The organism is Enterobacter cloacae complex sp. 394F7 (assembly GCF_057320385.1).
Window position 1 is genome coordinate 389,520 of the sequence record NZ_JBXWCS010000001.1, and the last position, 14,000, is coordinate 403,519.

11 protein-coding genes are annotated in these 14,000 nt (G+C 54.9%); all 11 read left to right on the forward strand.

The genetic code is table 11. The features are described 5' to 3' along the window. Nucleotides 1-2 precede the first annotated feature (2 nt). The 11 genes from murD (at nt 3) to secA (ending at nt 13,951) form a co-directional block, all read left to right on the forward strand. Nucleotides 3-1,319 carry a UDP-N-acetylmuramoyl-L-alanine--D-glutamate ligase gene (murD, locus tag AC2FAK_RS01925; protein ID WP_095455355.1) on the forward strand — a complete coding sequence of 439 codons (1,317 nt, stop codon included), beginning with the start codon at nt 3-5 and terminating at the stop codon, nt 1,317-1,319. Next, nucleotides 1,319-2,563: a cell division protein FtsW gene (gene ftsW, locus AC2FAK_RS01930; RefSeq protein ID WP_013095573.1), complete on the forward strand. Its 1,245-nt coding sequence runs from the start codon at nt 1,319-1,321 to the stop codon at nt 2,561-2,563. Before murD ends, ftsW begins: the two co-directional genes overlap by 1 nt. After that, on the forward strand, nt 2,560-3,624 hold the full coding sequence (murG, locus tag AC2FAK_RS01935) for an undecaprenyldiphospho-muramoylpentapeptide beta-N-acetylglucosaminyltransferase (RefSeq protein WP_046889331.1): 1,065 nt from the start codon (nt 2,560-2,562) through the stop codon (nt 3,622-3,624). Before ftsW ends, murG begins: the two co-directional genes overlap by 4 nt. 58 nt (nt 3,625-3,682) lie before the next feature. After that, nucleotides 3,683-5,158, forward strand: coding sequence for a UDP-N-acetylmuramate--L-alanine ligase (murC, locus tag AC2FAK_RS01940; protein ID WP_013095575.1), 1,476 nt, complete (start codon nt 3,683-3,685; stop codon nt 5,156-5,158). Continuing rightward, the gene (locus AC2FAK_RS01945; protein WP_095455354.1) at nt 5,151-6,071 is read left to right on the forward strand and encodes a D-alanine--D-alanine ligase; all 921 of its coding nucleotides are present in this window, start codon (nt 5,151-5,153) and stop codon (nt 6,069-6,071) included. Before murC ends, AC2FAK_RS01945 begins: the two co-directional genes overlap by 8 nt. Nucleotide 6,072: 1 nt before the next feature. After that, the gene (gene ftsQ, locus AC2FAK_RS01950) at nt 6,073-6,915 is read left to right on the forward strand and encodes a cell division protein FtsQ (RefSeq protein WP_095455353.1); all 843 of its coding nucleotides are present in this window, start codon (nt 6,073-6,075) and stop codon (nt 6,913-6,915) included. Next, nucleotides 6,912-8,168: a cell division protein FtsA gene (gene ftsA, locus AC2FAK_RS01955; protein ID WP_006173845.1), complete on the forward strand. Its 1,257-nt coding sequence runs from the start codon at nt 6,912-6,914 to the stop codon at nt 8,166-8,168. Before ftsQ ends, ftsA begins: the two co-directional genes overlap by 4 nt. A gap of 63 nt (nt 8,169-8,231) precedes the next feature. After that, on the forward strand, nt 8,232-9,383 hold the full coding sequence (gene ftsZ, locus AC2FAK_RS01960) for a cell division protein FtsZ (protein ID WP_008501978.1): 1,152 nt from the start codon (nt 8,232-8,234) through the stop codon (nt 9,381-9,383). A 101-nt stretch (nt 9,384-9,484) separates the two neighbouring features. After that, entirely contained in the window at nt 9,485-10,402 is a 918-nt protein-coding gene (lpxC, locus tag AC2FAK_RS01965) for a UDP-3-O-acyl-N-acetylglucosamine deacetylase (RefSeq protein WP_013095578.1), read from the forward strand. A gap of 280 nt (nt 10,403-10,682) precedes the next feature. Next, a complete protein-coding gene (secM, locus tag AC2FAK_RS01970; protein ID WP_170942759.1) occupies nt 10,683-11,186 on the forward strand; it encodes a secA translation cis-regulator SecM in 504 nt (167 codons plus the stop codon). Nucleotides 11,187-11,245: 59 nt separating this feature from the next. Continuing rightward, nucleotides 11,246-13,951: a preprotein translocase subunit SecA gene (gene secA / locus AC2FAK_RS01975; protein ID WP_013095581.1), complete on the forward strand. Its 2,706-nt coding sequence runs from the start codon at nt 11,246-11,248 to the stop codon at nt 13,949-13,951. The last annotated feature ends 49 nt before the right edge of the window (nt 13,952-14,000 follow it).

The following is a 14,000-nucleotide window of genomic DNA, read 5'->3' on the forward strand; positions in this document are numbered from 1 at the left end:
TCATGGCAGATTACCAGGGCAAAAAAGTCGTTATCATCGGGTTGGGCCTTACTGGCCTGTCCTGCGTGGACTTTTTCCTTGCGCGCGGCGTGACGCCGCGGGTGATGGATACGCGTGTTTCTCCGCCGGGTCTGGACAAACTGCCGGAACAGGTTGAACGCCACCTTGGTGGTCTGAATAATGACTGGCTGCTGGCAGCCGATCTGATTGTGGCCAGCCCCGGTATGGCGCTGGCGCACCCTTCACTGAGCGCCGCGGCGGATGCGGGCGTTGAGATTGTCGGTGATATCGAGCTGTTCTGCCGCGAAGCGCAGGCACCTGTTATCGCCATTACCGGCTCTAACGGAAAAAGCACCGTCACTACCCTGGTGGGTGAGATGGCGAAAGCGGCGGGCAAAAATGTCGGCGTTGGCGGCAACATTGGTTTGCCGGCGCTGATGCTGCTGGACAAAGGCTGCGAGCTGTACGTACTGGAACTCTCCAGCTTCCAGCTGGAAACCACCTCCAGCCTGCATGCGGCCGCGGCCACAATCCTGAACGTGACCGAAGATCATATGGACAGGTATCCATTTGGTCTACAGCAGTATCGCGCAGCCAAACTGCGTATATATGAAAATGCCAAAGTCTGCGTCGTTAACGCCGATGATGCCCTGACCATGCCGGTACGCGGTGCCGATGACCGCTGCATCAGCTTTGGTATCACCATGGGTGATTATCATCTGAACCGTCAGCTGGGTGAAACCTGGCTGCGGGTGAAAGGTGAGAAGGTGTTGAACGTGAAGGAGATGAAGCTTTCCGGTCAGCATAACTACACCAATGCGCTGGCGGCGCTGGCGCTGGCGGATGCCGTCGGTTTGCCACGCTCCTCCAGCCTGCAGGCGCTGACCACCTTTACCGGACTGGCGCACCGTTTCCAGCTGGCGCTGGAGCATAACGGCGTACGCTGGATCAATGATTCCAAAGCCACCAACGTAGGCAGTACAGAGGCCGCGCTGAATGGTTTGCAGGTGGAAGGTACTCTGCATCTGCTGCTGGGTGGCGACGGTAAATCCGCCGATTTCACCTCCCTGAAGCAGTATCTTTCTGGCGATAACATCCGTCTCTACTGCTTTGGTCGTGATGGCAGGGAACTGGCAGAACTGCGTCCTGAGATCGCCGAGCAGACCGAAACCATGGAACAGGCAATGCGCCTGATTGCTCCTCGCGTGAAGCCGGGCGATATGGTGCTGCTCTCTCCGGCATGCGCCAGCCTCGATCAATTCAAGAATTTCGAACAGCGTGGTGATCTCTTTACCCGCCTGGCGAAGGAGTTAGGCTGATGCGTTTATCTCTCCCTCGCCTGAAAATGCCGCGCTTCCCAGGATTTGGTGTCCTGGTGTGGTTGTTTGCGGCACTGAAAGGCTGGGTGATGGGCTCTCGTCAGAAAGATAACGACAGCCTGATCATGTACGATCGCACGCTCTTCTGGCTCACCCTGGGGCTGGCGGCGGTCGGCTTTATTATGGTGACGTCAGCATCAATGCCCGTCGGGCAGCGACTGGCGAACGATCCTTTCCTGTTTGCCAAGCGAGATGGTCTGTACATCATCCTGGCGTTCTGTCTTGCGCTGATAACCTTACGTCTGCCAATGGCGTTCTGGCAGCGACACAGTACCGCGATGCTGATCGCCTCGATCATCATGCTGCTGATCGTGCTGGTGGTGGGGAGTTCCGTAAACGGGGCATCGCGCTGGATCGCCTTTGGTCCGCTGCGTATTCAGCCTGCAGAATTTACCAAACTGTCCCTGTTCTGCTACCTGGCGAACTACCTGGTGCGCAAAGTAGATGAAGTGCGTAACAACCTTCGCGGCTTCCTGAAACCGATGGGCGTGATTCTGGTGCTGGCGGTCTTACTGCTGGCACAGCCTGACCTCGGTACCGTGGTGGTTCTGTTTGTGACGACGCTGGCGATGCTGTTCCTGGCGGGGGCGAAACTGTGGCAGTTCATCGCCATTATCGGGATGGGTATTTCAGCGGTTGTCCTGCTGATCCTTGCTGAACCATACCGTATCCGCCGTGTGACCTCGTTCTGGAACCCGTGGGAAGACCCGTTTGGCAGTGGCTATCAGCTGACGCAGTCACTCATGGCGTTTGGCCGCGGTGAAGTCTGGGGACAAGGCCTGGGCAACTCTGTTCAGAAACTGGAGTATTTACCCGAAGCGCATACTGACTTCATCTTCTCCATTATTGCGGAAGAACTGGGTTATATCGGTGTGGTATTAGCGCTATTAATGGTATTCTTCGTCGCTTTCCGCGCCATGTCGATTGGGCGGAAAGCGCTGGAGATCGATCACCGCTTCTCAGGTTTCTTAGCCTGTTCAATTGGTATCTGGTTTAGCTTCCAGGCATTGGTTAACGTCGGGGCCGCAGCGGGTATGCTGCCGACCAAGGGCCTGACGTTGCCGTTGATCAGTTATGGTGGTTCCAGTCTGTTGATCATGTCGACGGCCATCATGATGTTGTTACGTATAGATTATGAAACGCGTCTGGAAAAAGCCCAGGCGTTTACACGAGGTTCACGATGAATCAACCGAAGCGGTTAATGGTGATGGCAGGCGGTACCGGTGGACATGTGTTCCCGGGGCTGGCGGTTGCGCACCATTTAATGGATCAGGGCTGGCAGGTACGCTGGCTGGGAACCGCAGACCGCATGGAAGCCGATCTGGTACCGAAGCACGGTATTGAGATCGACTTTATTCGTATTTCTGGCCTTCGTGGCAAAGGTATTAAGGCCCAACTTCTGGCGCCGGTGCGCATTTTCAACGCATGGCGTCAGGCGCGCAGCATCATGAAGCGCTTTCAGCCTGATGTGGTGCTGGGCATGGGCGGTTACGTTTCAGGTCCGGGGGGACTTGCCGCGTGGTCGTTGGGCATTCCCGTCGTATTACATGAGCAGAATGGTATCGCCGGCCTGACCAATAAATGGCTGGCGAAAATCGCCACCAAAGTGATGCAGGCGTTTCCTGGTGCGTTCCCGAAAGCGGACGTCGTGGGTAACCCGGTGCGCGTGGACGTACTGGCGCTGCCGTTACCGGATGCCCGCATGGCTGGCCGTGAAGGACCGGTCCGTGTGTTGGTCGTCGGTGGATCGCAGGGGGCACGTATCCTGAACCAGACGATGCCGCAGGTTGCCGCAAAGCTGGGTGATGCCGTGACGATCTGGCATCAAAGCGGAAAAGGCGCTCAGCAGACCGTTGAGCAGGCTTATGCGGCAGAAGGCCAGCCGCAGCACAAAGTAACAGAGTTTATCGACGATATGGCAGCAGCGTATGCCTGGGCCGATGTCGTGGTCTGCCGCTCTGGCGCATTAACGGTGAGTGAAATTGCTGCTGCAGGTTTACCGGCCCTGTTTGTGCCGTTCCAGCACAAAGACCGTCAGCAGTACTGGAATGCGCTGCCGCTTGAAAAAGCCGGTGCCGCGAAAATTTTTGAGCAGCCACAATTTACCGCCGATGCGGTCGCCACCACCCTGGCGGGCTGGAACAGAGAAGCATTAATGGAGATGGCGCAACGCGCACGTGCGACAGCCATTCCTGATGCAACGGAACGGGTGGCAAAAGAAGTGAGCCTGGCAGCCCAGGCTTAACCCTCGCAGCGCGTGAAGCGCGGCACGAATTTTTTAAGTAGTCGATGGCGTTTAGAGAATGAATACACAACAACTGGCAAAACTGCGTTCAATCGTGCCCGAGATGCGTCGCGTCCGGCACATTCACTTTGTTGGCATCGGTGGTGCTGGCATGGGCGGTATTGCCGAAGTGTTAGCTAACGAAGGCTATCAGATCAGCGGGTCTGACCTGGCGCCAAACCCTGTTACGCAGCAACTGGCGTCGCTTGGGGCGACTATCTATTTCAACCATCGCCCTGAAAACGTGCGCGATGCGAGTGTGGTGGTGGTATCCAGCGCCATCTCCTCTGATAACCCGGAAATCGTGGCCGCGCATGAAGCGCGTATTCCGGTGATCCGCCGCGCGGAAATGCTGGCAGAACTGATGCGTTTCCGTCACGGGATTGCGATTGCCGGGACGCACGGTAAAACCACGACCACGGCGATGGTTTCCAGTATTTATGCCGAAGCGGGTCTCGACCCGACGTTCGTCAACGGCGGTCTGGTAAAAGCAGCAGGTGTGCATGCGCGTCTGGGCCACAGCCGTTATCTGATTGCGGAAGCGGATGAGAGCGATGCGTCGTTCCTGCATCTGCAGCCGATGGTGGCGATTGTCACTAACATCGAAGCTGACCACATGGATACCTACCAGGGCGACTTCGAGAACTTAAAGCAGACCTTTATCAACTTCCTGCATAACCTGCCGTTCTATGGACGCGCGGTAATGTGTGTGGACGATCCGGTCATTCGCGAGTTGTTGCCGCGGGTTGGTCGTCAGATCACTACCTATGGCTTCAGCGAAGACGCGGATGTTCGCGTGGAAGAGTACAAACAGATTGGTGCGCAGGGGCATTTCACCCTGGCGCGTCAGGACAAAGAGCTGCTGCACGTGACGCTGAACGCACCAGGCCGTCATAACGCCCTGAACGCAGCCGCGGCGGTGGCCGTCGCAACAGAAGAAGGCATTGATGACGATGCGATCCTGCGCGCGCTGGAAAGCTTCCAGGGAACCGGGCGTCGTTTCGACTTCCTTGGCGAATTCCCGCTGGATGCGGTAAACGGTAAACCGGGTACTGCCATGCTGGTAGACGACTATGGCCACCATCCAACCGAAGTGGACGCGACCATTAAGGCCGCACGTGCGGGATGGCCAGAGAAGAACCTGGTGATGATCTTCCAGCCACACCGTTTTACGCGTACGCGGGATCTGTATGACGATTTCGCCAGCGTGCTGTCCCAGGTGGACACATTGCTGATGCTGGATGTTTATTCTGCGGGCGAAACGCCGATCCCAGGCGCGGACAGCCGTTCTCTGTGTCGAACCATTCGCGGACGCGGTAAAGTAGACCCTATTTTGGTTTCGGATCCTGCTCAGGTCGCCGAAATTCTGGCGCCGGTACTGACAGGTAACGATTTGATTCTGATTCAGGGCGCGGGAAATATCGGCAAAATCGCCCGTACCTTAGCTGAAATCAAACTGAAGCCGCAAACTCAGGAGGATGAGCATCATGGCTGATAAGATTGCTGTCCTGTCTGGCGGCACCTCCGCCGAGCGCGAGGTTTCCCTGAATTCAGGCGCTGCGGTACTGGCGGGCCTGCGTGAGGCTGGCGTTAATGCACATCTGGTCGATCCGAAAGAGGTCGATGTAACGCAGCTGAAAGCAATGGGCTTCGATAAAGTCTTTATTGCTCTGCACGGTCGTGGGGGAGAAGACGGTACCCTGCAAGGGTTGCTGGATCTCATCGGTATGCCCTACACCGGCAGCGGCGTGATGGCCTCCGCCCTCTCAATGGATAAACTGCGCAGTAAACTGCTGTGGCAGGGGGCGGGTTTGCCGGTTGCGCCGTGGGTTGCGTTGACGCGCCGCGAATTTGAAATGGGCCTTCAGGATAGCGTTAATGCACGCATTGCTGAGCTGGGCTTACCGATTATTGTAAAGCCCAGCCGTGAAGGGTCGAGCGTTGGGATGTCCAAAGTTGATAAAGCTGACGATTTATCGTCTGCTTTAGCGCTGGCATTTCAACACGATGAAGAAGTTCTGATTGAAAAATGGCTCAGCGGACCGGAATTTACCGTGGCAATGCTTGGTGAAGAAATTTTACCGTCGATTCGCATCCAACCTGCTGGCGTCTTCTATGATTATGAGGCGAAGTATCTCTCTGACGAGACGCAATATTTCTGCCCAGCAGGTCTTGAAGCAGAACGTGAAGCGGATTTACAGTCCCTGGTGCTTAAAGCCTGGCATATTCTTGGTTGCAGTGGCTGGGGACGCATTGATGTGATGCTCGACAGCGATGGGCAATTTTATTTGCTGGAAGCGAATACTTCTCCAGGCATGACCAGCCACAGCCTTGTGCCGATGGCCGCGCGTCAGGCGGGGATGAGCTTCTCGCAGTTAGTCGTACGTATTCTGGACCAGGCGGGCTGATATGTCTCAGGCTGCATTGAACACGCGCAACCGCGATGACGAGGAAGAATATTCTTCTTTACGCCGGAGTAATGGAACGCGTCTTGCAGGGATTATTTTCCTGCTCGGGGTGCTGTGCACCGTGTTTATCAGCGGCTGGATGGTACTGGGCTGGATGGAAGATGCGCAGCGGTTGCCGCTGTCGAAGCTGGTGGTCACCGGTGAACGCCACTACACGCGTAACGATGATATTCGCCAGTCGATTCTGGCACTGGGGTCGCCTGGCACTTTTATGACGCAGGATGTCAACATTATTCAGAGTCAGATTGAACGTCTGCCCTGGATAAAACAGGCGAGTGTAAGAAAGCAATGGCCTGATGAATTGAAGATTCATCTGGTTGAATATGTGCCCATTGCGCGTTGGAATGATCAGCACATGGTTGACGTAGACGGAAATTCCTTCAGCGTCCCGGCCGATCGTGTCAACAAGCAAAATTTACCGATGTTGTATGGTCCTGAAGGCAGCGAAAACGAAGTATTACAGGGTTTTCGCGAGATGGGGCAAGTGCTGGCGAAGGACAGGTTTACGTTAAAAGAAGCTGCGATGACGGCGCGCCGTTCGTGGCAGCTCACCTTAACGAATGGCATTAAGCTCAACCTTGGCCGCGGCGACACGATGAAGCGTCTGGCGCGTTTTGTAGAACTTTACCCGGTTTTACAGCAGCAGGCACAGACTGACGGCAAACGGATAAGCTACGTTGATTTGCGCTATGACTCAGGCGCAGCAGTCGGTTGGGTACCGGCTCCGGTCGAGGAACCTAATCAGCAACAGAATCAGGCACAGGTACAGGCAGAACAACAATGATCAAGGCGACGGACAGAAAACTGGTAGTTGGACTGGAGATTGGCACCGCGAAGGTTGCCGCTTTAGTAGGGGAAGTTCTGCCCGACGGTATGGTCAATATCATTGGCGTGGGCAGTTGCCCGTCCCGTGGTATGGATAAAGGTGGGGTAAACGATCTTGAGTCGGTGGTGAAATGCGTGCAGCGAGCCATCGATCAGGCTGAATTAATGGCAGATTGCCAGATTTCCTCTGTCTATCTGGCCCTCTCTGGTAAGCATATCAGCTGCCAGAACGAAATCGGCATGGTGCCCATTTCTGAAGAAGAAGTGACGCAGGAAGACGTTGAAAACGTTGTGCATACGGCGAAGTCCGTGCGCGTGCGCGATGAGCATCGCGTGCTGCACGTGATCCCGCAGGAATATGCGATCGACTACCAGGAAGGGATCAAGAACCCGGTTGGTCTGTCTGGCGTGCGTATGCAGGCAAAAGTGCACCTGATCACATGTCATAACGATATGGCGAAGAACATCGTAAAAGCCGTTGAACGTTGTGGCCTGAAAGTTGACCAACTTATTTTCGCCGGTCTGGCGGCAAGCTATTCCGTGCTGACCGAAGATGAACGTGAACTGGGCGTCTGTGTGGTCGATATTGGTGGTGGTACAATGGATATGGCCGTGTATACCGGCGGTGCCCTGCGCCACACCAAAGTGATCCCTTACGCGGGGAACGTGGTTACCAGCGATATTGCCTACGCGTTTGGTACGCCGCCAAGCGATGCAGAAGCGATTAAAGTGCGCCACGGTTGTGCGCTGGGGTCTATCGTTGGCAAAGATGAGAGCGTTGAAGTGCCAAGCGTGGGCGGCCGTCCGCCGCGTAGCCTGCAGCGCCAGACGTTGGCAGAGGTGATTGAGCCGCGCTATACCGAGCTGCTCAACCTGGTCAACGAAGAGATTTTGCAATTACAGGAACAGCTTCGCCAGCAGGGCGTAAAACATCATCTTGCGGCGGGGATTGTATTAACCGGCGGTGCAGCGCAAATTGAAGGTCTTGCGGCCTGTGCGCAGCGTGTGTTCCATACGCAGGTGCGTATTGGCGCACCGCTGAATATTACCGGTTTAACGGATTATGCCCAGGAGCCTTACTATTCAACGGCTGTGGGCCTGCTCCACTACGGGAAAGAATCCCATCTCAGTGGTGAAGCAGAAGTGGAAAAACGCGTCTCAGTGGGGTCGTGGGTCAAACGACTGAACAACTGGCTGCGAAAAGAGTTTTAATTTTTTTAAGAGACCGGAGAGAATTAACGGTCTCGGGCGACAGGCACAACGGAGAGAGAAATTATGTTTGAACCTATGGAACTGACCAACGACGCGGTGATTAAAGTCATCGGCGTCGGTGGCGGCGGCGGTAACGCCGTAGAGCATATGGTGCGCGAGCGCATTGAAGGTGTTGAATTCTTTGCGGTTAACACCGATGCACAGGCACTGCGTAAGACGGCAGTTGGCCAGACTATCCAGATTGGTGGTGGCATCACCAAAGGTCTGGGCGCAGGGGCTAACCCGGAAGTGGGTCGCAATGCGGCTGAAGAAGATCGTGAAGCGCTGCGTGCTGCATTGGAAGGTGCGGACATGGTCTTCATCGCAGCAGGAATGGGTGGCGGTACAGGTACCGGCGCAGCACCTGTTGTGGCTGAAGTGGCTAAAGATTTAGGTATCCTGACCGTTGCTGTCGTGACCAAGCCTTTCAATTTTGAAGGCAAGAAACGTATGGCCTTCGCGGAGCAGGGTATCACCGAGCTGTCCAAGCATGTGGACTCGCTGATCACCATCCCGAACGACAAACTGCTGAAAGTGCTGGGTCGCGGTATCTCTCTGCTGGATGCCTTTGGCGCAGCAAACGACGTGCTGAAAGGCGCGGTTCAGGGTATCGCTGAACTGATTACCCGTCCTGGCCTGATGAACGTTGACTTTGCTGACGTTCGCACCGTGATGTCCGAAATGGGCTACGCGATGATGGGCTCCGGCGTGGCGAGCGGTGAAGACCGTGCGGAAGAAGCGGCTGAAATGGCTATCTCTTCTCCGCTGCTGGAAGATATCGATCTGTCGGGTGCGCGTGGCGTGCTGGTCAACATCACCGCTGGCTTTGACCTGCGTCTGGATGAGTTCGAAACCGTGGGTAACACCATCCGTGCGTTCGCCTCTGACAACGCGACCGTGGTAATCGGTACCTCCCTTGACCCGGAAATGAACGACGAGCTGCGTGTAACGGTTGTTGCTACCGGTATCGGTATGGACAAGCGTCCTGAAATCACTCTGGTGACGAACAAGCAGACTCAGCAACCGGTAATGGATCGTTACCAGCAGCACGGTATGTCTCCTCTGACTCAGGAGCAAAAACCGGCCGCGAAAGTGGTTAATGACCCAACGCCGCAAACGGCGAAAGAGCCAGATTATCTGGATATCCCGGCGTTCCTGCGTAAGCAAGCTGACTAAGAATTGGCTGGAATTTGGGGATTTCCGCTCTTTGTGCTAAACTGGCCCACCGTTAGTGATATACACTCTCGGTTGGATAGTTAATTTGGCGAGATTATACGATGATCAAACAAAGGACACTTAAACGTATCGTTCAGGCGACGGGTGTCGGTTTACATACCGGCAAGAAAGTCACCCTGACGTTACGCCCTGCGCCGGCCAATACCGGGGTCATCTATCGTCGCACCGACTTGAATCCACCGGTAGATTTTCCGGCCGATGCCAAATCTGTGCGTGATACTATGCTCTGTACTTGTCTGGTGAACGAGCATGACGTGCGGATTTCTACCGTAGAGCACCTGAACGCCGCCCTGGCGGGTCTGGGTATCGACAACATTATTGTTGAAGTCGATGCGCCAGAAATCCCGATCATGGATGGTAGTGCTGCTCCGTTCGTTTATCTGTTGCTGGATGCCGGCATCGAAGAACTGAACTGCGCGAAGAAATTTGTTCGCATCAAAGAGACCGTTCGCGTCGAAGATGGCGACAAGTGGGCTGAATTCAAACCGTACAATGGTTTCTCGTTGGACTTCACCATCGATTTTAACCATCCGGCGATTGATGCCAGTACCCAGCGCTATGCGATGAACTTCTCTGCTGATGCGTTTATGCGCCAGATCAGCCGTGCTCGTACTTTCGGCTTCATGCGTGATATCGAATATCTGCAGTCCCGCGGCCTGTGCCTGGGCGGCAGCTTCGATTGTGCCATCGTTGTTGACGATTATCGCGTACTGAACGAAGACGGTCTGCGTTTCGAAGATGAATTCGTTCGCCACAAAATGCTTGATGCAATTGGCGACCTGTTCATGTGTGGTCACAACATTATTGGTGCATTTACCGCGTTCAAATCCGGTCATGCGCTGAATAACAAACTCTTGCAGGCCGTCCTGGCAAAACAGGAAGCCTGGGAGTATGTGACCTTCGAAGACGAAGCTGAACTGCCGCTGGCCTTCAAAGCCCCTGGCCTGGTTCTGGCGTAACGGTTCAAGCCGTTTCGTAAAAAAATCGACTGGTTAACCTGGTACTCTCTCCGACCAGGGAAACCAGTCGTTTTTATTTTCACCTTTCTTCATTTTGCCCCAGCTTCCCCTTTCGCTTAGCAGGCGTAGAAAATCTGTGCGTTAGCTGCATTCTTGACCGTTTTTCCCCGCTGCAGTACGTCATTCCTGCTGCTGTGTATTGGCTTTAGTGGTAATATCTGGGCGCTTAAAAGAATAACTGAACTCAGCCTGTGTAAGACGGGCTTATGTGGTGGAGCAAGTGAGCGGAATTCTGACGCGCTGGCGACAATTTGGCAGACGTTACTTCTGGCCGCATCTCTTATTAGGGATGGTCGCGGCGAGTTTCGGCTTGCCTGCGCTCAGCAACAGCGCTGAAACTGCCACACCGGCAAAGACGTCAACCACCAAACACGATCTCACCGCGCGCGTTAACTTCACCAATCTTGCGTGGCTTGAAGCCAGCCGCCGTCCTAACTTTTCGGTAGATTACTGGCAGCAGCACGCCATCCGCACGGTTATCCGCCATCTGTCATTTGCAATGGCGCCGCAGGCCATACCGGTTGCTGAAGAGACGCTGCCGGTTCAGGCGCAACACCTTGCGCTGCTGGATACGCTCAACGCGCTGTTGACGCAGGACAGCCAGCCAGCTGTTAGCGTTCCGCAGACAGCGCAATCCATCGTTCTTTCACCCGCCACATTCTCTGTCTCGACGTGGATAAGCCAGGTTCATGGCATCCGCGCCGGGCCTCAGCGCCTCAGTTAAATTAACCGTTTTCAATACCTTAATTTATCTGCCCGTTATGGGGCGTTTGAGAATTTATTATGCTAATCAAATTATTAACCAAAGTTTTTGGTAGTCGTAACGATCGTACCCTGCGCCGTATGCGCAAAGCTGTCGCTGTCATCAACGGTATGGAACCGGCGATGGAAAAGCTGTCTGATGACGAGCTGAAAGCGAAAACCGCAGAATTCCGCGCACGCCTGGAAAAAGGCGAAACCTTAGAAAGCCTGATCCCGGAAGCCTTCGCGGTTGTGCGTGAAGCGAGTAAACGTGTATTCGGCATGCGTCACTTCGACGTGCAGCTGCTGGGCGGTATGGTGCTTAACGAGCGCTGCATCGCGGAAATGCGTACCGGTGAAGGTAAAACCCTGACCGCGACGCTGCCTGCCTATCTGAACGCACTGACCGGTAAAGGCGTGCACGTCGTGACCGTCAACGACTATCTGGCACAGCGTGACGCCGAAAATAACCGTCCATTGTTCGAATTCCTGGGGATGACCGTCGGCATCAACATGTCCGGTCTTCCTGCGCCAGCCAAGCGCGAAGCGTATAACGCCGATATCACCTACGGTACCAACAACGAATACGGCTTCGACTACCTGCGTGACAACATGGCGTTCAGCCCTGAAGAACGTGTGCAGCGTAAATTGCACTATGCGCTGGTGGATGAGGTGGACTCCATTCTGATCGATGAAGCGCGTACCCCGCTGATCATCTCCGGCCCGGCCGAAGACAGCTCTGATATGTACCGTAAAGTCGACAAAATCATTCCACACCTGCTGCGTCAGGAGAAAGAAGACTCCGATACCTTCCAGGGTGAAGGCCACTTCTCCGTTGATGAAAAAGCGCGCCAGGTCAACCTGACCGAACGTGGTCTGGTTAAAATTGAAGAGCTGTTAGTGGCTGAAGGCATCATGGAAGAGGGTGAATCTCTTTACTCCCCGAGCAACATCATGCTGATGCACCACGTGACTGCCGCACTGCGCGCCCATGCGCTGTTCACTCGCGACGTCGACTACATCGTCAAAGACGGCGAAGTCATCATCGTTGATGAGCACACCGGCCGTACCATGCAGGGTCGTCGCTGGTCTGACGGTCTGCACCAGGCCGTTGAAGCCAAAGAAGGCGTGGATATTCAAAACGAAAACCAGACGCTGGCGTCTATTACCTTCCAGAACTACTTCCGTCTGTACGAGAAGCTGGCAGGGATGACCGGTACAGCAGATACCGAAGCGTTTGAATTCAGCTCCATCTACAAACTGGATACCGTTGTCGTTCCAACCAACCGTCCAATGATCCGTAAGGACATGCCGGACCTGGTCTACATGACCGAAGCGGAAAAAATTCAGGCAATCATCGAAGATATTCGCGAACGTACTGCTAAAGGCCAGCCGGTTCTGGTGGGGACCATCTCCATCGAGAAATCCGAAGTGGTGTCTAATGAGCTGACCAAAGCGGGTATCAAGCACAACGTACTGAACGCCAAATTCCACGCCAAAGAAGCAGATATCGTTGCGCAGGCAGGTTATCCGGCGGCTGTGACCATCGCCACCAACATGGCGGGTCGTGGTACCGATATTATGCTGGGCGGTAGCTGGCAGGCCGAAGTGGCTGAGCTGGAAAACCCAACGCCGGAACAGATTGCGCAGATCAAAGCCGACTGGCAGGTGCGTCATGACGCGGTTCTGGCATCTGGTGGTCTGCACATCATTGGTACTGAGCGTCACGAATCACGTCGTATCGATAACCAGCTGCGTGGTCGTGCAGGTCGTCAGGGTGATGCCGGTTCTTCCCGCTTCTACCTGTCGATGGAGGATGCGCTGATGCGTATCTTCGCCTCTGACCGTGTTTCCGGCATGATGCGTAAGCTGGGGATGAAACCTGGTGAAGCCATTGAGCACCCATGGGTGACCAAAGCGATTGCCAACGCGCAGCGTAAAGTGGAAAGCCGCAACTTCGATATTCGTAAGCAGCTGCTGGAATATGACGACGTCGCCAACGATCAGCGTCGTGCTATCTATACCCAGCGTAACGAACTGCTGGACGTATCCGACGTGAGCGAAACCATCAACAGCATTCGTGAAGATGTGTTCAAAGCGACTATCGATGCGCACATTCCGCCTCAGTCTCTGGAAGAGATGTGGGATATCGAAGGCCTTCAGGAGCGCCTGAAAAACGACTTCGACCTCGACCTGCCAATCAAAGAGTGGCTGGATAAAGAGCCTGAGCTGCACGAAGAGACCCTGCGCGAACGTATCTACGAAACCGCGCTGGAGGTATACAAGCGTAAGGAAGAGGTTGTTGGCGCTGAGATGATGCGTCACTTCGAAAAAGGGGTGATGCTGCAGACGCTGGACTCACTGTGGAAAGAGCACCTGGCGGCGATGGACTACCTTCGTCAGGGGATCCACCTGCGTGGCTATGCGCAGAAAGATCCTAAGCAGGAGTACAAGCGCGAATCCTTCTCGATGTTTGCCTCCATGCTGGAGTCGCTGAAATATGAAGTTATCAGCACCCTGAGCAAAGTGCAGGTGCGTATGCCGGAAGAAGTGGAAGCGATGGAGCAACAGCGTCGTGAGGAAGCCGAGCGTCTGGCACAGATGCAGCAGCTCAGCCACCAGACTGACGATAGCGAAGCCGCTGCGGCGATCGCCGCGCAAACTGGCGATCGCAAAGTGGGGCGTAACGATCCGTGCCCATGCGGCTCCGGTAAAAAATATAAGGCGTGCCACGGCCGTCTGAGCTAAGTTCATAAAAAACGAAAAGGCGCAGAAATCTGCGCCTTTTTTATGGAAG

Bases quoted from the DNA above. Each gene is read 5' to 3' on its own strand.
- ftsQ (WP_095455353.1), top strand. From the start codon at position 6,073: ATGTCTCAGGCTGCATTGAACACGCGCAACCGCGATGACGAGGAAGAA.
- ftsW (WP_013095573.1), top strand. From the start codon at position 1,319: ATGCGTTTATCTCTCCCTCGCCTGAAAATGCCGCGCTTCCCAGGATTT.
- murC (WP_013095575.1), top strand. From the start codon at position 3,683: ATGAATACACAACAACTGGCAAAACTGCGTTCAATCGTGCCCGAGATG.
- AC2FAK_RS01945 (WP_095455354.1), top strand. From the start codon at position 5,151: ATGGCTGATAAGATTGCTGTCCTGTCTGGCGGCACCTCCGCCGAGCGC.
- murD (WP_095455355.1), top strand. From the start codon at position 3: ATGGCAGATTACCAGGGCAAAAAAGTCGTTATCATCGGGTTGGGCCTT.
- ftsZ (WP_008501978.1), top strand. From the start codon at position 8,232: ATGTTTGAACCTATGGAACTGACCAACGACGCGGTGATTAAAGTCATC.
- secA (WP_013095581.1), top strand. From the start codon at position 11,246: ATGCTAATCAAATTATTAACCAAAGTTTTTGGTAGTCGTAACGATCGT.
- lpxC (WP_013095578.1), top strand. From the start codon at position 9,485: ATGATCAAACAAAGGACACTTAAACGTATCGTTCAGGCGACGGGTGTC.
- murG (WP_046889331.1), top strand. From the start codon at position 2,560: ATGAATCAACCGAAGCGGTTAATGGTGATGGCAGGCGGTACCGGTGGA.
- ftsA (WP_006173845.1), top strand. From the start codon at position 6,912: ATGATCAAGGCGACGGACAGAAAACTGGTAGTTGGACTGGAGATTGGC.